Origin of the sequence: Trichocoleus sp. FACHB-40, assembly GCF_014695915.1 — a bacterium.
In the GTDB taxonomy this organism is placed as follows: Bacteria; Cyanobacteriota; Cyanobacteriia; order Cyanobacteriales; family FACHB-T130; genus Funiculus; species Funiculus sociatus.
Genome location: NZ_JACJPF010000078.1, coordinates 71,190 through 84,878, shown reverse-complemented (window position 1 = coordinate 84,878; position 13,689 = coordinate 71,190). Strand labels below are relative to the sequence as shown.

At 47.8% G+C, this 13,689-nt stretch carries 9 protein-coding genes and 1 pseudogene; 6 read left to right on the top strand and 4 right to left on the bottom strand.

Going from position 1 to position 13,689, the window contains the following annotated elements:
- The first annotated feature begins 1 nt into the window (after window position 1).
- Window positions 2–1,279: an amino acid permease gene (locus H6F63_RS18535; RefSeq protein WP_190638984.1), complete on the top strand. Its 1,278-nt coding sequence runs from the start codon at window positions 2–4 to the stop codon at window positions 1,277–1,279.
- A gap of 96 nt (window positions 1,280–1,375) precedes the next feature.
- Here the strand turns inward: H6F63_RS18535 and H6F63_RS18530 are convergent, their stop codons facing one another.
- On the bottom strand, window positions 1,376–2,767 hold the full coding sequence (locus H6F63_RS18530) for a UDP-glucose/GDP-mannose dehydrogenase family protein (protein ID WP_190638983.1): 1,392 nt from the start codon (window positions 2,765–2,767) through the stop codon (window positions 1,376–1,378).
- Between the two features lie 109 nt (window positions 2,768–2,876).
- Entirely contained in the window at window positions 2,877–3,809 is a 933-nt protein-coding gene (locus H6F63_RS18525; RefSeq protein WP_190638982.1) for a UDP-glucuronic acid decarboxylase family protein, read from the bottom strand.
- Window positions 3,810–3,992: 183 nt separating this feature from the next.
- On the opposite strand from H6F63_RS18525, the gene H6F63_RS18520 reads away from it, so the two are divergent.
- The gene (locus H6F63_RS18520) at window positions 3,993–4,133 is read left to right on the top strand and encodes a hypothetical protein (RefSeq protein WP_190424785.1); all 141 of its coding nucleotides are present in this window, start codon (window positions 3,993–3,995) and stop codon (window positions 4,131–4,133) included.
- Window positions 4,134–4,217: 84 nt separating this feature from the next.
- Here the strand turns inward: H6F63_RS18520 and lepA are convergent, their stop codons facing one another.
- Window positions 4,218–6,029: a translation elongation factor 4 gene (gene lepA, locus H6F63_RS18515; RefSeq protein WP_190638981.1), complete on the bottom strand. Its 1,812-nt coding sequence runs from the start codon at window positions 6,027–6,029 to the stop codon at window positions 4,218–4,220.
- 1,076 nt (window positions 6,030–7,105) lie between these two features.
- Here lepA and H6F63_RS18510 point away from each other — a divergent pair.
- The 4 genes and pseudogenes from H6F63_RS18510 (at window position 7,106) to H6F63_RS18495 (ending at window position 9,852) form a co-directional block, all read left to right on the top strand.
- Window positions 7,106–7,336 (top strand): type II toxin-antitoxin system CcdA family antitoxin, encoded by a 231-nt coding sequence (locus tag H6F63_RS18510; protein ID WP_190424791.1) that lies wholly within the window; start codon window positions 7,106–7,108, stop codon window positions 7,334–7,336.
- 165 nt (window positions 7,337–7,501) lie between these two features.
- Window positions 7,502–8,794 (top strand): annotated as a pseudogene (locus tag H6F63_RS18505) (ATP-binding protein); the annotation flags it as partial.
- Between the two features lie 189 nt (window positions 8,795–8,983).
- Complete coding sequence (locus H6F63_RS18500; RefSeq protein WP_190424795.1) at window positions 8,984–9,631, top strand: DUF3386 domain-containing protein; 648 nt, start codon at window positions 8,984–8,986, stop codon at window positions 9,629–9,631.
- An 11-nt stretch (window positions 9,632–9,642) separates the two neighbouring features.
- Window positions 9,643–9,852, top strand: a complete 210-nt coding sequence (locus H6F63_RS18495) for a hypothetical protein (RefSeq protein ID WP_190638979.1) — start codon at window positions 9,643–9,645, stop codon at window positions 9,850–9,852.
- Here H6F63_RS18495 and H6F63_RS18490 read toward each other — a convergent pair.
- Window positions 9,849–13,520 (bottom strand): DUF4347 domain-containing protein, encoded by a 3,672-nt coding sequence (locus H6F63_RS18490; protein WP_190638978.1) that lies wholly within the window; start codon window positions 13,518–13,520, stop codon window positions 9,849–9,851. The two genes, H6F63_RS18495 and H6F63_RS18490, sit on opposite strands and share 4 nt — an antisense overlap.
- Window positions 13,521–13,689: the final 169 nt, after the last annotated feature.

Genomic DNA, 13,689 nt, shown 5'->3' with positions numbered 1-13,689 from the left:
TGTGTCTGCTAGAACCTCACCCCCACAGCTGCAACGAGAGTTAGGGGTTTTAGGCGCAACCATGATGGGCTTAGGTTCGATTGTCGGTACTGGGGTATTTGTCAGTATCGGTATTGCAGCCGGAATCGCTGGCCCTGCGGTAATTTTAGCAATGGCGATCGCAGCCCTTATAGCAACCTGCAACGGTCTTAACAGCGCTCAACTAGCTGCAAATCATGCTGTCAGCGGTGGAACCTACGAATATGGCTATAAGTACCTAACTCCGAGTTTGGGGTTCACCGCAGGTTGGATGTTTCTCTTAGCAAAGACTGCTTCAGCGGCGACTGCTGCTTTGGGTTTTGCCAGTTACTTGTTGAATGCTACTGGTTTGTACGGGCGAGGATTTCTCATTCCCACAGCTCTAGCGGCTGTAGTTATTTTTACCTTAATTGTTCTTGGTGGCATCCGTCGCTCTAATGTCACCAATATTGCAATAGTATCGGTGACGCTACTATCTTTAACTTTCTTTATCTTTGCTTGTCTGCCGAGTGCGATCGCAAACCGCGCAGAAAATCTCACTCCCTTTTTCATCGGCTCCCCAGCAACGGTACTAGAAGCGACTGCGCTGATGTTTGTCGCCTACACAGGTTATGGACGCATTGCCACAATGGGGGAGGAAGCGCGGGAACCCAGAAAGACGATTCCCAAGGCGATGATTGTCACCCTGGTATTGACAATGCTGCTTTACATAGCAGTGGCGGCGGTTGGTATTGCCGCAGTAGGGTCTAATGTTTTGGGTAATACTACTAACCAGTCAGCACCGCTTGAGGCAGCAATTCGCAACGTGGGGAGTGCGGGTGGTGCTGCAATCTTAAGTATCGGTGCCATGACTGCCATGTTGGGCGTGTTACTTAACCTAATTTTAGGCTTATCTCGCGTGTTGCTGGCGATGGGGCGGCGGCGGGATGCACCTAGAGTTTTGGCGCGTTTGAACCCGCAAGGAACGACACCGAATTTGGCAGTGCTGGTTGTCGGAATTGCGATCGCGCTTTTGGTGCTGGTTGGTAATGTTAAAACAACCTGGTCGTTCAGCGCCTTTAACGTTTTGATTTACTATGCAATTACAAATTTGGCAGCATGGCAACTACCGAATAATCAGCGACTCTATCCCAAATGGTTAGCCATATTAGGTTTAGTATCTTGTCTATTCCTCGCTTTTTGGGTAGATCCGCAAATTTGGCAAATCGGTTTAGGATTAATTCTCGCTGGACTAATTTGGCACAAAATAAGGCAGTTTTAAATGATTCGTAAAAGCGAGATCCCCGACTTCTTAAAGAAGTCGGGGATCTCAAGGGCTACAATCTCAAAACTGGGTCGAGGATTGCTATGTTAGCTATTAGCGTCCTACGCCCACATATTGGAAACCAGCGTTTTCAACTTCCTTCCGGTCAAGGAAGTTGCGCCCGTCAATCATCACGGGGTTATTCATCAGCTTCGCCATCTTAGCGAAGTCTAGATTCCGGAACTGTTGCCAGTCTGTCACCAGCACCAAGGCATCGCAGCCATCAGCTAGCCGTTCTGGATCGGTTTCCACAAACACGCCAGTTAAACCGTGGCGCATCCCTGTAGAAGAAACAATCGGGTCGAAGGCTTTCACTTTCGCTCCGAGTCGGTTCAGTTGCTCGATCAGCATCAGTGCTGGTGCGTCGCGCATATCATCGGTATCTGGTTTAAAGGTCAAACCCAGAAGTCCGACAGTTTTGCCCTTAAGGATTTTGAGAACCTGCTGGAGTTTTTCCAGAGCAATCAGACGCTGGCGTTGGTTAACGGTGACAGCAGCTTTCATCAGTTGGGCATCATAGCCGTAATCTTCAGCCGTGTGAATCAAGGCGGAGACATCTTTGGGGAAGCAGGAACCGCCCCAGCCAATTCCAGCTTGCAAAAATTTGTTGCCGATGCGGGAATCTAAACCGATACCCTTTGCCACCTGGGTGACATCAGCACCGACGCGATCGCATATATTGGCAACTTCGTTGATAAAGCTGATTTTGGTTGCCAGGAAAGCATTAGCGGCGTACTTGATCATCTCTGCTGAGTTGATGTCTGTCACCACAACTGGCACTGGCGGCAGGGATTGATCTTCGGCAACTTTACGCTCTACGATGGGCGCGTAGAGTTCTTGCATCATAGCGATCGCTTTGGGATTAGTGCTTCCCAGTACAATCCGATCCGGGTTAAACGTGTCGTAAACCGCCGAACCTTCCCGCAAAAACTCCGGATTGCTTACCACATCAAACTGCGCGGTAAACTCTCCAAATTTCTCTTCGCCACCAACATCGCCAGCTGCTACCAGCGATTTCTGGCGTTCAGAAACACCATCCAGCACAATCATCCGCACCCAGTCACCAGATCCAATTGGCACTGTGGATTTATTCACAATCACTTTGTAGCTGTTATCAAGATGAGAGCCGATTCCACGGGCGACAGCTTCCACGTAGCGCGTATCGCTTTCACCTGTGGGCAAAGGCGGTGTTCCGACTGCGATAAACAGAATTTCTCCATGAGCCACCCCTGCACCTAAATCGGTTGTGAACTCCAGATGCCCTGAACTCGAAGCTGACTGCATAATATCCGACAGCCCCGGCTCATATATTGGCGACTGTCCCGCCTTCATCAGCTTGACTTTTTCTTCATTATTGTCTACACAGATGACGTGATGCCCGATATGAGCAAGGCTGGCACCTGTTACCAAGCCAACGTATCCAGTGCCAATTACACAAACACGCATAGAAATAAATCCTCTTTGTTGAATGAAAATACTGGGGATATTAGATTTTTGTTCATAGTTTCTAATTCATTGTTTATTGCCATGAACCATGAACTATGAACCATGCCCGTTAACCGTTGTTGATGCGCTCCCTAAAATCTTCTACAGTCAGTTTTAACCCTTCTTGCAGAGGAATGGTAGGTTCCCAACCCAACCAAGTTTTAGCACGAGTAATATCTGGTTGTCTCTGCTTAGGGTCATCTTGCGGCAGCGCTTCAAATTTAATGTCCGCGTCCGGATTCACCATATGTTGTATTTTCTGAGCCAATTCTAAGATGGTGTATTCATCTGGATTACCTAAATTAATCGGCCCAGTATGTTCGCCATTCATCAATCGGATCAGCCCTTCCACCAGGTCAGAAACATAACAAAAACTCCGAGTTTGTGAACCATCACCATACACAGTTAACGGTATTCCTCGCAGCGCTTGGACGATAAAATTGCTCACCACTCGCCCGTCATTTTCTAACATTCGCGGGCCATAAGTGTTGAAGATTCGAGCAACCCGAATATCTACACCATTTTGGCGATGATAGTCAAACGATAAAGTTTCTGCAATTCGCTTGCCTTCGTCGTAACAAGAACGTATCCCAATTGGGTTGACATTGCCTCGATACTCTTCTGGCTGGGGATGAACGTCGGGGTCGCCATACACCTCAGAAGTTGACGCCAGAAGGAATCGGGCTTTTACCCGCTTGGCTAAACCCAGCATATTCATCGTCCCCAAAACGCTTGTTTTGACGGTTTTAACTGGGTTGTATTGGTAGTGAACAGGGGAAGCAGGGCAGGCTAGATGATATATCTGATCTACTTCTAGCCGAATTGGTTCTGTGATGTCGTGGCGGATCATCTCAAAGTAAGGGTGATCCAGCCATTTCAAGATGTTGCGCTTACTTCCCGTGTAGAAGTTATCTAAGCAGATGACTTCGTGTCCAGCACTCATCAATCGGTCGATGAGATGGGAACCCACGAAACCCGCACCACCTGTAACTATAATTCGCATCGGTAACTGACTCGCGCTAGGGAGAGAATCGATATCTAAACTAACCTTGGGAAGCACTGCTGTCCAGAGGTATTCCGTTGTTAACTAGCTTAGAGTATACGGAGCGATCGCTCTATCGCCCATCCGTAAATATTCGGTAAATATTTAGTAAATATTAAGTGTACTTAGTAAAGTAGCAAAGCTTTGAATCAAAACCCCAGAGCGCCCAAACTCTACAGCGAACGGGCAAAGCCTTACCCAGAGCCGTCTAAAGCATTGGCGTTGCACATTCAAAAAATGTGCAACGCCAAAAAAAAGCAGTTTATGGGTTTTGAGGCTGGGTAGGTAGCCTGAGTTCGTGGAGCATCGAGGCTAAGGCAATCTGGGAAATTGGCTCCCAGATGCTCCCGAATCTAAATAACCCAAAGGTTATTCTTGGTCGAGGCGCAACACTGCCATGAAGGCTGATTGGGGTACATCAACTGTACCTATTGACTTCATGCGCTTTTTACCCTTAGCTTGCTTCTGCAACAATTTTTTCTTCCGGGAGATGTCACCGCCGTAGCACTTGGCAAGAACGTCTTTTCTCAAAGCTGGGATTTGTTCGCTGGCGATGACTTTACTGCCTATCGAAGCTTGAAGAGGTATCTTGAATTGATGCCGGGGAATTAGTTCTTTTAACTTTTCTGTTAAAGCTCGTCCCACGCCATAGGCTTTGTCACGGTGGACAATCATCGCCAAGGCATCAACCGGATCTCCGTTAATCATGATATCCAACTTAACCAGCGGATTTTCCTGATAGCCAATCAGGTGATATTCCATACTGGCATAGCCCCTCGTTCTGGACTTCATCTGATCGAAAAAGTCCGTCACTACTTCCGCCAGGGGTAACTCATATGTCACGGTAGTTCGCCCCTGAGTTAAATACTTCATGTCTTTGAATATACCGCGTCGATTTTGACACAACTCCATCAGCGTACCTACGTACGTTTCTGGTGTAATCATGTCTACCTTGACATAAGGTTCTTCGATTTTTTCGCGCTCGTTCGGCGCTGGTAGGTGGCTGGGATTATCGATGTAGAGTTCTTCACCTTTGTTGGTGATTACCCGATAGACTACGGAAGGAGCGGTGATAATTAAATCCAGGTCATATTCTCGCTCTAACCGCTCTTGGACAATTTCCATGTGCAGCAAGCCCAAGAAGCCGCAGCGGAAGCCGAATCCCATCGCACTCGATGTCTCTGGTTCGTAGTGCAGGGCGGCATCATTTAACTTTAGCTTTTCTAAAGCCTCTCGCAAGTCGGGGTATTGGTCGGCATCTGTGGGAAACATACCACAGAAGACCATTGGTTTTGCTTCGGTGTAACCAGGTAAGGGTTCGGCTGCTTGGGCCTTGGCTAAGGTAATGGTGTCTCCGACTCTGGCATCTTCGACAGCTTTAATCGCTGCTGCTAGGTAGCCCACTTCTCCGGCGTGTAGTTCATTTACCTGCTTTTGGGTGGGGCAAAGGACACCTAATTCGTCAATTTCGTATTCTGTTCCGCTGGCCATCAGGCGGATGCGATCGCCTTTTTTCACCGTACCATCCATCACCCGGAAGTATACAATTACACCCCGGTAACTGTCGTAGTAGCTATCAAAAATCAACGCCCGCAATCGTTCTGAAACTGTATCTTGCGGGGGTGGTACCAGGTGAACGATAGACTCCAGAATCTCGTCAATCCCAATCCCCTCTTTAGCAGAAGCAAGAATTGCACCACTGCAATCTAGCCCAATAATTTCTTCAATTTCTCCCTTTACCCTATCTGGCTCGGCTCCTGGCAAATCAATCTTATTTAAAACTGGTATAATTTCCAGGTTATTCTCAAGAGCAAGATAGACATTAGCGAGAGTTTGAGCTTCCACACCTTGGGACGCATCCACTACTAAAAGTGCGCCTTCGCAAGCGGCGAGACTGCGCGATACCTCGTAGGAGAAATCTACGTGACCGGGAGTATCAATTAAATTTAGAACGTACTGCTCACCGTCTTTGGCAGTATAGTTCATCCGGGCAGCTTGCAGCTTAATGGTAATGCCGCGCTCCCGTTCTAAATCCATATTGTCTAGGAACTGTTCCTTCATCTGCCGATCTTCTACAGTACCTGTGGATTGCAAGAGGCGATCCGCCAGGGTGGATTTACCGTGGTCAATGTGGGCGATGATGGAGAAATTACGAATGTGAGAAACAGGTACTGAGGTCATAGCCAAAGAAAAAGGCACATCGAGAGCGGCAATCGAGATTCAGCAGACTTCACATATTCTAATGTGTCCGACACCCAGCTTGGGATCTTGGCATAAGATATCCGACGCCGGGTTAGAGACAAGGCTTTGCGAATTTGAAGTATTTTTACACAAATTTTGACACTCCCCACCCATATAATACGGGGGATTCTCCCATCTAGCCTTAAGTGTGACTAGGACAGCTAATATTCATGGAGTTACCGCTACCCGTGAAGGAGAGATACCCGACTTCCCTAAGAAGTCGAGTATCTGAACTGTTGGCAATAGGTTGACCGTTGCTCTGCTTTTGAGCTAAAACCAAATCGAACATTGGTGAAGCGTGAAGAAAGCATCCTTCTATAGGTATGAGCTTTACACTTTTAAAAGTAGGGAATGACCAACTGTATCTACTCCGTACCTTTTTATCAGGCAAGTATTTCTGTTTGTGGCAAAGATGGTAGGGCGAATAGTTTACCTGCTAAGTTCAGATTGCAAGTTGTTGACACTTTCGCTGTGGTAATTTTTCGTCTCTGCATGAGAGTTAGAACAAACTCTTGGCAAGGCGAGTATTTTCGACTTGCATCTGGAGCAATATATCTGTCTTGACTTTATTCAAATCAGCAAATTTCAGCTTCCTGACCAACGTTACTAGCTTTAGGCATTTATGCAGAGATTATAAAACAAAACTTATAGACTTATTTAAAATGTTGCTACGCTTTAGGCTTTAATAAGTATATGTGGGTGGTGTAGTTTCATCCCCATACTTAAAAAATAAGGTTTTGGGTACATCCCTCAAACTCACCGATAATTGTTAAGATGTCAAGACTTCAGGACAAAAGCCTCAGCCTGCTATCTTTTTATCGCTCCAGTCGCCAGAGCATATAGCTCAGGGAAAGGGGAGGAATTGCAAAATTTTGTTTCATACGTGGACAAAAGCTGGATTTGACTTTCCTGAGTTGGCAAAACACCAGTTAGCATGGAAAAGCGGTTTAGTGTCTCTCACCTGGAGAATTGCTAAAACAAAAATCTCATCATAAATATAGATGCTGCAAAAGCTTATGAACGAGCGGTCCGTGTATTCCAAAAGGTCAGGGGAAAAGGTGGAAGTTGCGATACACCTGGATTCGGAATTGGTAGATCAAATAAAGCACCTAACAAATGACCCAAGTAAGGTGATTGAGACAGCCATAAGACAGTGGCTGAGGGGAGAACGTGATCGCGATGACGAACTGACCCGCACCCTAGAGCGAAATCCGCCCGTGCCTCCTAGAGGCGAATGGAACGATTGATCATAAAGTGTATAGACTCAGGGGCGGAAGTTTTAAGTTTTTCGACAAAAGCATCTATCACATGACGACTGGTAAATATTGCCTATTCTCAGTTTGCAATTTAGCAGGTATATTCTGATGGTGGCTCCTGTTAATGTTCCACTGCTAACTTTCGAGTCAACTTTGTTAAGTACAGACCAGTACCAAAAGCTATTAAGCCAGATCGCCAGAAATATCCGCCGCACGCTGGATCTAGATACGATTTGGCAGCAAACGGTCAAGGGGCTGGGAGAAGGATTGAACGTCAGCCGCTGCATGATATGCAACTACGAAAGTTGTAGCCCAAAAGTGCAAGTGGTGGCGGAGTATTGCCAGGAGTCAGTGCGATCGCTGCTGGGACAGTATTTACCGCTAGCGGAAGACCCATACCTGAAACAAGGGCTGGAAGCGAAAGGCGAACCCGTGGTAGTGGAACAGGCGGGAGGCAATAGCTTTGGATATCAGTCGGTATTAGTGGTTTCAACAAGCTATCAAAACCAGCCAAACGGACTGCTAAGCATTCAACAGTGCGATCGCACGCGCAGATGGAGCGAAGCAGAGGTAGAGTTAGTCAGAGAGCTGGCAGATCAGGTAGGGACAGCGATCGCTCATGCCAAACTCTACAAAGAATTAGAGCAAGCTAGCGAACAAGCAGAAGAAGCAAGCCGCCTTAAATCAGAATTTTTGGCAAACACCTCTCACGAACTCCGCACTCCCCTCAACGGTATGATCGGCTCCCTGAAGCTGATTCTAGACGGCACAGTAGACGAGCCTGAAGAGCAACTGGAGTTTATCCAAGATGCCTATCGTTCCGCCCTGCATTTACTCAACCTGATCAACGACATCCTTGATGTTGCCAAAATAGAAGCAGGCAAAATGGAGCTGGAACTCGGACAGGTAAAGCTGGAAGAGTTATTTGGCGATGTTGAGGAATTTACGCGAAATCAGGCGCAGATGAAGAACCTGAGTTTATGTATTCAAATGCCCCCCACCCACGATGAAGTTATCCTGTACGGTAACTATCAGCGTCTCCTGCAAGTGATGTTAAATCTGATTGGGAACGCCATCAAATTTACTCACGAAGGCGGGGTTACAGTCAGTGCTGAGGTGAGCAAAAAGAAAATCAAATTTGCCGGACAGGAATTTCCCGGCTTGGTAAAAGTCCAAGTGGCTGATACCGGGATTGGCGTTTCCCTCGACAAGCAAGATAAACTGTTTCAATCTTTCTCTCAGGTAGATGGCTCCCGCACGCGACAGTATGGCGGAACTGGTCTAGGACTGGCAATTTCGCAAAGGCTTGTAGAAGCAATGGGTGGGGTCGTAAACTTCTACAGCATGGGCGAAGGACTCGGTTCAACAGTCACATTCACAGTACCCCTGTATCAAGAACCCGTAATGATCTCCACGCCTCAGACAGGTTCGCTGGATTTGTTAATGTAGATAAATTTTTTATCTTGTAGGGCAGCCAAGATGCTTAAGTGTCAACTTAAGGCTGAAAATCCCATTCTTGCTTACTTGCTCTGCCTCCAGTTCTGATGGTTGAGGCTCTAGCCAGGGAATGAGTTAATGACACCCAATACCCTACAAAGATTTCTAAACTAGAAAAGAAGTTAACTTAATCAAGGTTCTATGATTGCAGCAAACGCTCGCGACTTATTTCGGGCTGCCTACGAAAACCGCTACACTTGGGATGCCAACTTTCCCGGATACAGCGCCGATGTAGAACTTAAGCAAGGTGATGAAGTCTACAAAGGCAAAATTCGCATCAACCGCGATTTGAGCGTAGAAGTCACTGGCATCGAAGACGAAACGGTGCAAGAGAGCGTCTATACTCAGCTCAGAGATATTGTCACCCACCGCAAACGGGGAGATTTTGAAAAAGCTCACGGCAAAAACGAGTTTAACCTTGGCGAAACCGACTCCACAGGCGCTAAGGAAATTCTAGTTAAAGGCGATGCGATGGGGTCTAACTACAAAATTCGAGGCACCGAAATTTGTCAGGTGAGTCGGGTGATGGGTCGGATGGCTTTTACAATAGACACCAAGGAAAGCTTAGATACATCAGAAGGTTACGTATCCTCTCGCTACGATGTCGTCTTCCGCAACCCTCAGACAGGTGAAACGACCAAGGAACTGCAATTTGAGGATACTTTCGATAAAATTGGCGATTACTATGTGATGACCAAGCAGGTAGTTCACTCGAATGAGCAAGGTCAGAAAACTACCACCGAGTTCAACTACTCTAATATTAAGTTGCTTGAACCAGTAGCAGTTTAGTAGGGTAGGAAATGCCCACCAAACGCTTTAATGGTGGGCATTTCCTACCTAGCCCTGTCAAGGTGTCAACTAACGAATTTTTCTGCTATGGGCGATTTGATTATCCTTGCAGTGTAGTTTATGAGATAGTGGCGATCGCTCTTGACAGAGCTAATTCGCTGCACCTAGTTCAATTGGTGCAGCGATTTTACCTTGTAGGGGCAAAATGTCCCTACACTTAGATAGTCACGAAAGTGCTGGCAGCATAGCTTTGGAGAGTAGCAGCACTAATGTTGTTAATAGCTGCTAAAATCTCACCGTCGGAGTTATTAGTAATCACAGCTTGGCTGCTTCTTTGGGTGATCGACACCTGACCCAAACTCAAACCACCAGCCAACCCGATAAAGTCACGACCCATTTGGAAGTCAGTGATGGTATCAACACCTTCACCCTTAGCAAGGACAAAAGTATCGCGTCCAGCACCACCTGTAAGGCTATCGCTACCCAGACCGCCACTGAGTCGATCCCTGCCAGCGTCACCCCAAAGAAGGTCGTTTGCAACTCCGCCGTACAGGGAATCGTGACCGTAGCCGCCGTAGATGCGATCGCTACCACTACCACCCCAAATCAAATCGTCGCCACCGACAGTTCCCACCATACTGCTCATATCACCGTACAGAGCATCGCTTCCAGCATTGCCGTAAATGCGATCGCTACCCATACCACCAGTAATCGTATCGTGACCGCGATAACAGTTGATCTGGTCGTTTTGTGCCGTTCCTACTAACGTGTCAGAATGTAAACGATTGCCGTTGATAAAGTTAGCGATGGGAATATCGTTGTCGTTGATATTGACAACGTTGACATCAACCGGATTCAGGTTGTTGTATTTGGTATCAGCGCTTACGGCTGCATTTGTGACGATTTTGTAAGCAATATTGCCATCAACCAGTGTATCGTCAACACCTTTGACCGTTACAGTTTGAGCGTCATTCCAGTTACTCTCAGTGAAGGTCAACTTCGAGTTAGAAATCGTGCCTTCAGTGGTATCGGAACTAGCTAAGCTGAGGGTAACGTCAGCAGTCGGTTTGCTATTTAACTTCACGCTGAAGCTTGTCGTACCACCCATTTCGCTGGTGTTGCCGCTAATTGGGGTGATAGTGAAACCTGCGGTGTCGTTGTCAATGATATTACCGATTCCCTGAGCATCGATAATCGTGGCTTTGCTGGGATTAGACAGGTTGACAAAAAAGCTTTCATTTGGTTCATCTATCATGTCACCGTTAACGGCTACCCGGAAGGTTTGGGTAGTGACGCCGGGAGCGAAGGTTAAGGTGTCGTTGATGGCGGTGTAGTCGCTGCCAGCAATCGCAGTGTTATTAGCGGTGGCGTAGTTAACGCTGACAGTTTCAGTGCTGGCGTTGGAAAGCGAAACCTGGAACTCCGCAAAGGCGATGCCGGTGTTGCCTTCAGTGATGGTGACATCGCTGATGCTAATCTTCGGTTGTGGGTTGACAGTGATATTGAAAGTCTTTGCCACTGAGGTATCGACTCCACCGTTAGCAGTCCCGCCGTTGTCTTTGGCGCGAACTTCAATGGTAGCGGTGGTGCTGGTAGCAATGTTGGCAACTGGGGTGAAAGTCAGGTTGCCGTTGATGTCAATGGTGGGCGCGGCTGCAAAGATGCCTGCGTTGTTGACTACATTAACTATGTAGCTGTCAAGTGTTTGAGTTGATTCCTCGGTACCAGGATTAAAATTAGTAGCCCATCTGGTAACGGTTTGCGCTCCGGAATTCGCCATGACGTTTTGAGCAGCGCCAGCAGTGAAGTTGGGAGCGTCGTTTACGGGGGTAACGGTGATGGTTTTGGTGGCTGCGGTACTGGTGCCACCGTCGCCATCGGTGAGGACAAATTGTACGGTGCGTGAAGCGGTAGGATTCTCAGAGGTGCTGCTGTAAGCAATACTTCTGAGCAATTCTTGAGTAACGGTAGGCGTAGCACTGGCATTTAAGTTGATGACGAGATTGCTGCCGTTGCTGCCATTGCTGGCGATGGTGCCGATGGCAGTTCCCGCATGGCTGACGGTGGTGCCGGATATAGCGATACTGCCGATGTTGGCGATGCTGAGTCGGTCTGAGGAGCTGCCGCCTGCGGTGTATCTGACGGTGAGGGTTCCGCCTTGAAAGTTTGCTGAGTCGGTGTCTGCTACCGTAGCGGTGCTGTCAATAATTGTCGCGGCGGCGTTTTCGGTGTAGGCCACGGCTGCACCGGGAAGGGTAACACTGGGTGCTTGGTTAGGTTCAACTTGGAGCAGAACTGAGACGTTGTTAGAGCGATAGTTTGCTGTCGCCAGGTCTAGTTTGCCGTCGCCATTGAAGTCTCCGATAGCTACGTATTGTGGAAGTGACCCAACTCTAAAGTTGCTGGCACTATTAAAGGTGCCGTCGCCATTGCCTAATAATACTGAGGCGGTGTCAGAGTAAGCGTCTGCTGTTACCAGGTCGGCTTTGCCGTCGCCGTCGATGTCGCCAATGGCTACGGAGTAAGGGTATGACCCGGCGCTAAGGTTGCTGGCAGTGTTAAAGGTGCCGTCGCCTTTGCCTAAAAATACTGAGACGTTATTAGAAGATTGAAAGTTTGCTGTTGCCAGGTCGGCTTTGCCGTCGCCGTTGATGTCGCCGATGGCTACGGAAAAGAAAGATGACCCGACGCTAAGCTGGCTACTACTTTTAAAGGTGCCGTCGCCATTGCTTAACAATACTGAGACATCTTTAGAGAAATAGTTTGGTATTGCTAGGTCGGCTTTGCCGTCGCCGTTGATGTCGCCGATAGCAACGAAACGGGGACCATTTCCGATGCTGGTGTTGTTGGCACTCTTAAAGGTGCCGTCGCCATTGCTTAACGATACTGAGATGTTGTTATAGTCTGAGTTTTTTGCTGTTACTAGGTCGCCTTTGCCGTCGCCGTTGAAGTCGCCGATACCTACGGAATAGGGAAATTGTTGGTGGCTAACGTTGCTAGGACTATTAAAGGTGCCGTCGCCTTTGCCTAACAATATTGAGGAGGTGTAAGAGTTATAGTTTGCTGTTGCTAGGTCTAATATTTTGTCGCCGTTGATGTCGCCGATGGCTACGGAATAGGGACCTGACCCGACGCTAATGTTGCTGGCACTGTTAAAGGTGCCGTCGCCTTTGCCTAACAATACTGAAACGTTATCAGATTCAAGGTTTGCTGTTACCAGGTCTAGTATTTTGTCGCCGTTGAAGTCGCCCACGACTAGGGAACTAGGCTCTGTCCCCACGCCAAAGTTGGTGGCGGGTGCGAAACTGACGGGTAAAACAAAGTTGTAATTTGCTAATGCTGCGGGTAAAAACGCTATTGGTGACTCAATTGCTCCAGTTTTTACTTCTAAATCCCAGTCACCGCCCTTGACAGCGCTACCCGTCAAGTCATCCGAAGCAGCAACATCCGCACCAGTCAGCTGACTCAGTTGTTGCACGAAGGCTTCCCCACTCCCTCCAGAAGCTACATCGCAACCATACAGAAGAATATCGGCATCTGCTGTTAAAGCACTCGTCCACTGCTGTAGAGAGTTGCTGTAAGCTTGCAGGTTATCCGAGTTAACCGCACTCGCTCCCAGCTGTAAACTACCTTCAGCACCGTGGGAAACGATGTGAACGCTGGCGATGTCGCTGCGATTTGCCAACACTTCGGTAATTTGCGCTACACCATCCCGCGTGGAGTCGAGGATAATTACTTCTGTTCCCGGTTTCACACCCGCAACCAGACTTTCTTTATCCGCAACTGTGGCATCGATGAAAACAATCTGTTTATTGGCGGCGGTGGAAGTAACTTCAGTCCTAGAATTGGTGGAGTCTTGATTGTTGGCGTTGTGGTTGAGGTCTTGCACGGTGAGGATTCCTTATAGTTAGTTACTAGAAGCCATCAGAATTCGGGCGCGAATCGCTTCACATCGCGCTGCCAAATAACTTGGTTGTATTGACAAAAATTAAGAATTTTAGTGAATCACCCGCCACCAGTTAGTTAGGAATCTGACGCAGATGGCGTTGTTTGGGTAG

What these genes read in the sequence shown, in the direction of transcription:
- H6F63_RS18500 (WP_190424795.1), top strand. Translation starts at nt 8,984, where the DNA reads ATGATTGCAGCAAACGCTCGCGACTTATTTCGGGCTGCCTACGAAAAC.
- H6F63_RS18530 (WP_190638983.1), bottom strand. Translation starts at nt 2,767, where the DNA reads ATGCGTGTTTGTGTAATTGGCACTGGATACGTTGGCTTGGTAACAGGT.
- H6F63_RS18510 (WP_190424791.1), top strand. Translation starts at nt 7,106, where the DNA reads ATGAACGAGCGGTCCGTGTATTCCAAAAGGTCAGGGGAAAAGGTGGAA.
- lepA (WP_190638981.1), bottom strand. Translation starts at nt 6,029, where the DNA reads ATGACCTCAGTACCTGTTTCTCACATTCGTAATTTCTCCATCATCGCC.
- H6F63_RS18495 (WP_190638979.1), top strand. Translation starts at nt 9,643, where the DNA reads ATGCCCACCAAACGCTTTAATGGTGGGCATTTCCTACCTAGCCCTGTC.
- H6F63_RS18525 (WP_190638982.1), bottom strand. Translation starts at nt 3,809, where the DNA reads ATGCGAATTATAGTTACAGGTGGTGCGGGTTTCGTGGGTTCCCATCTC.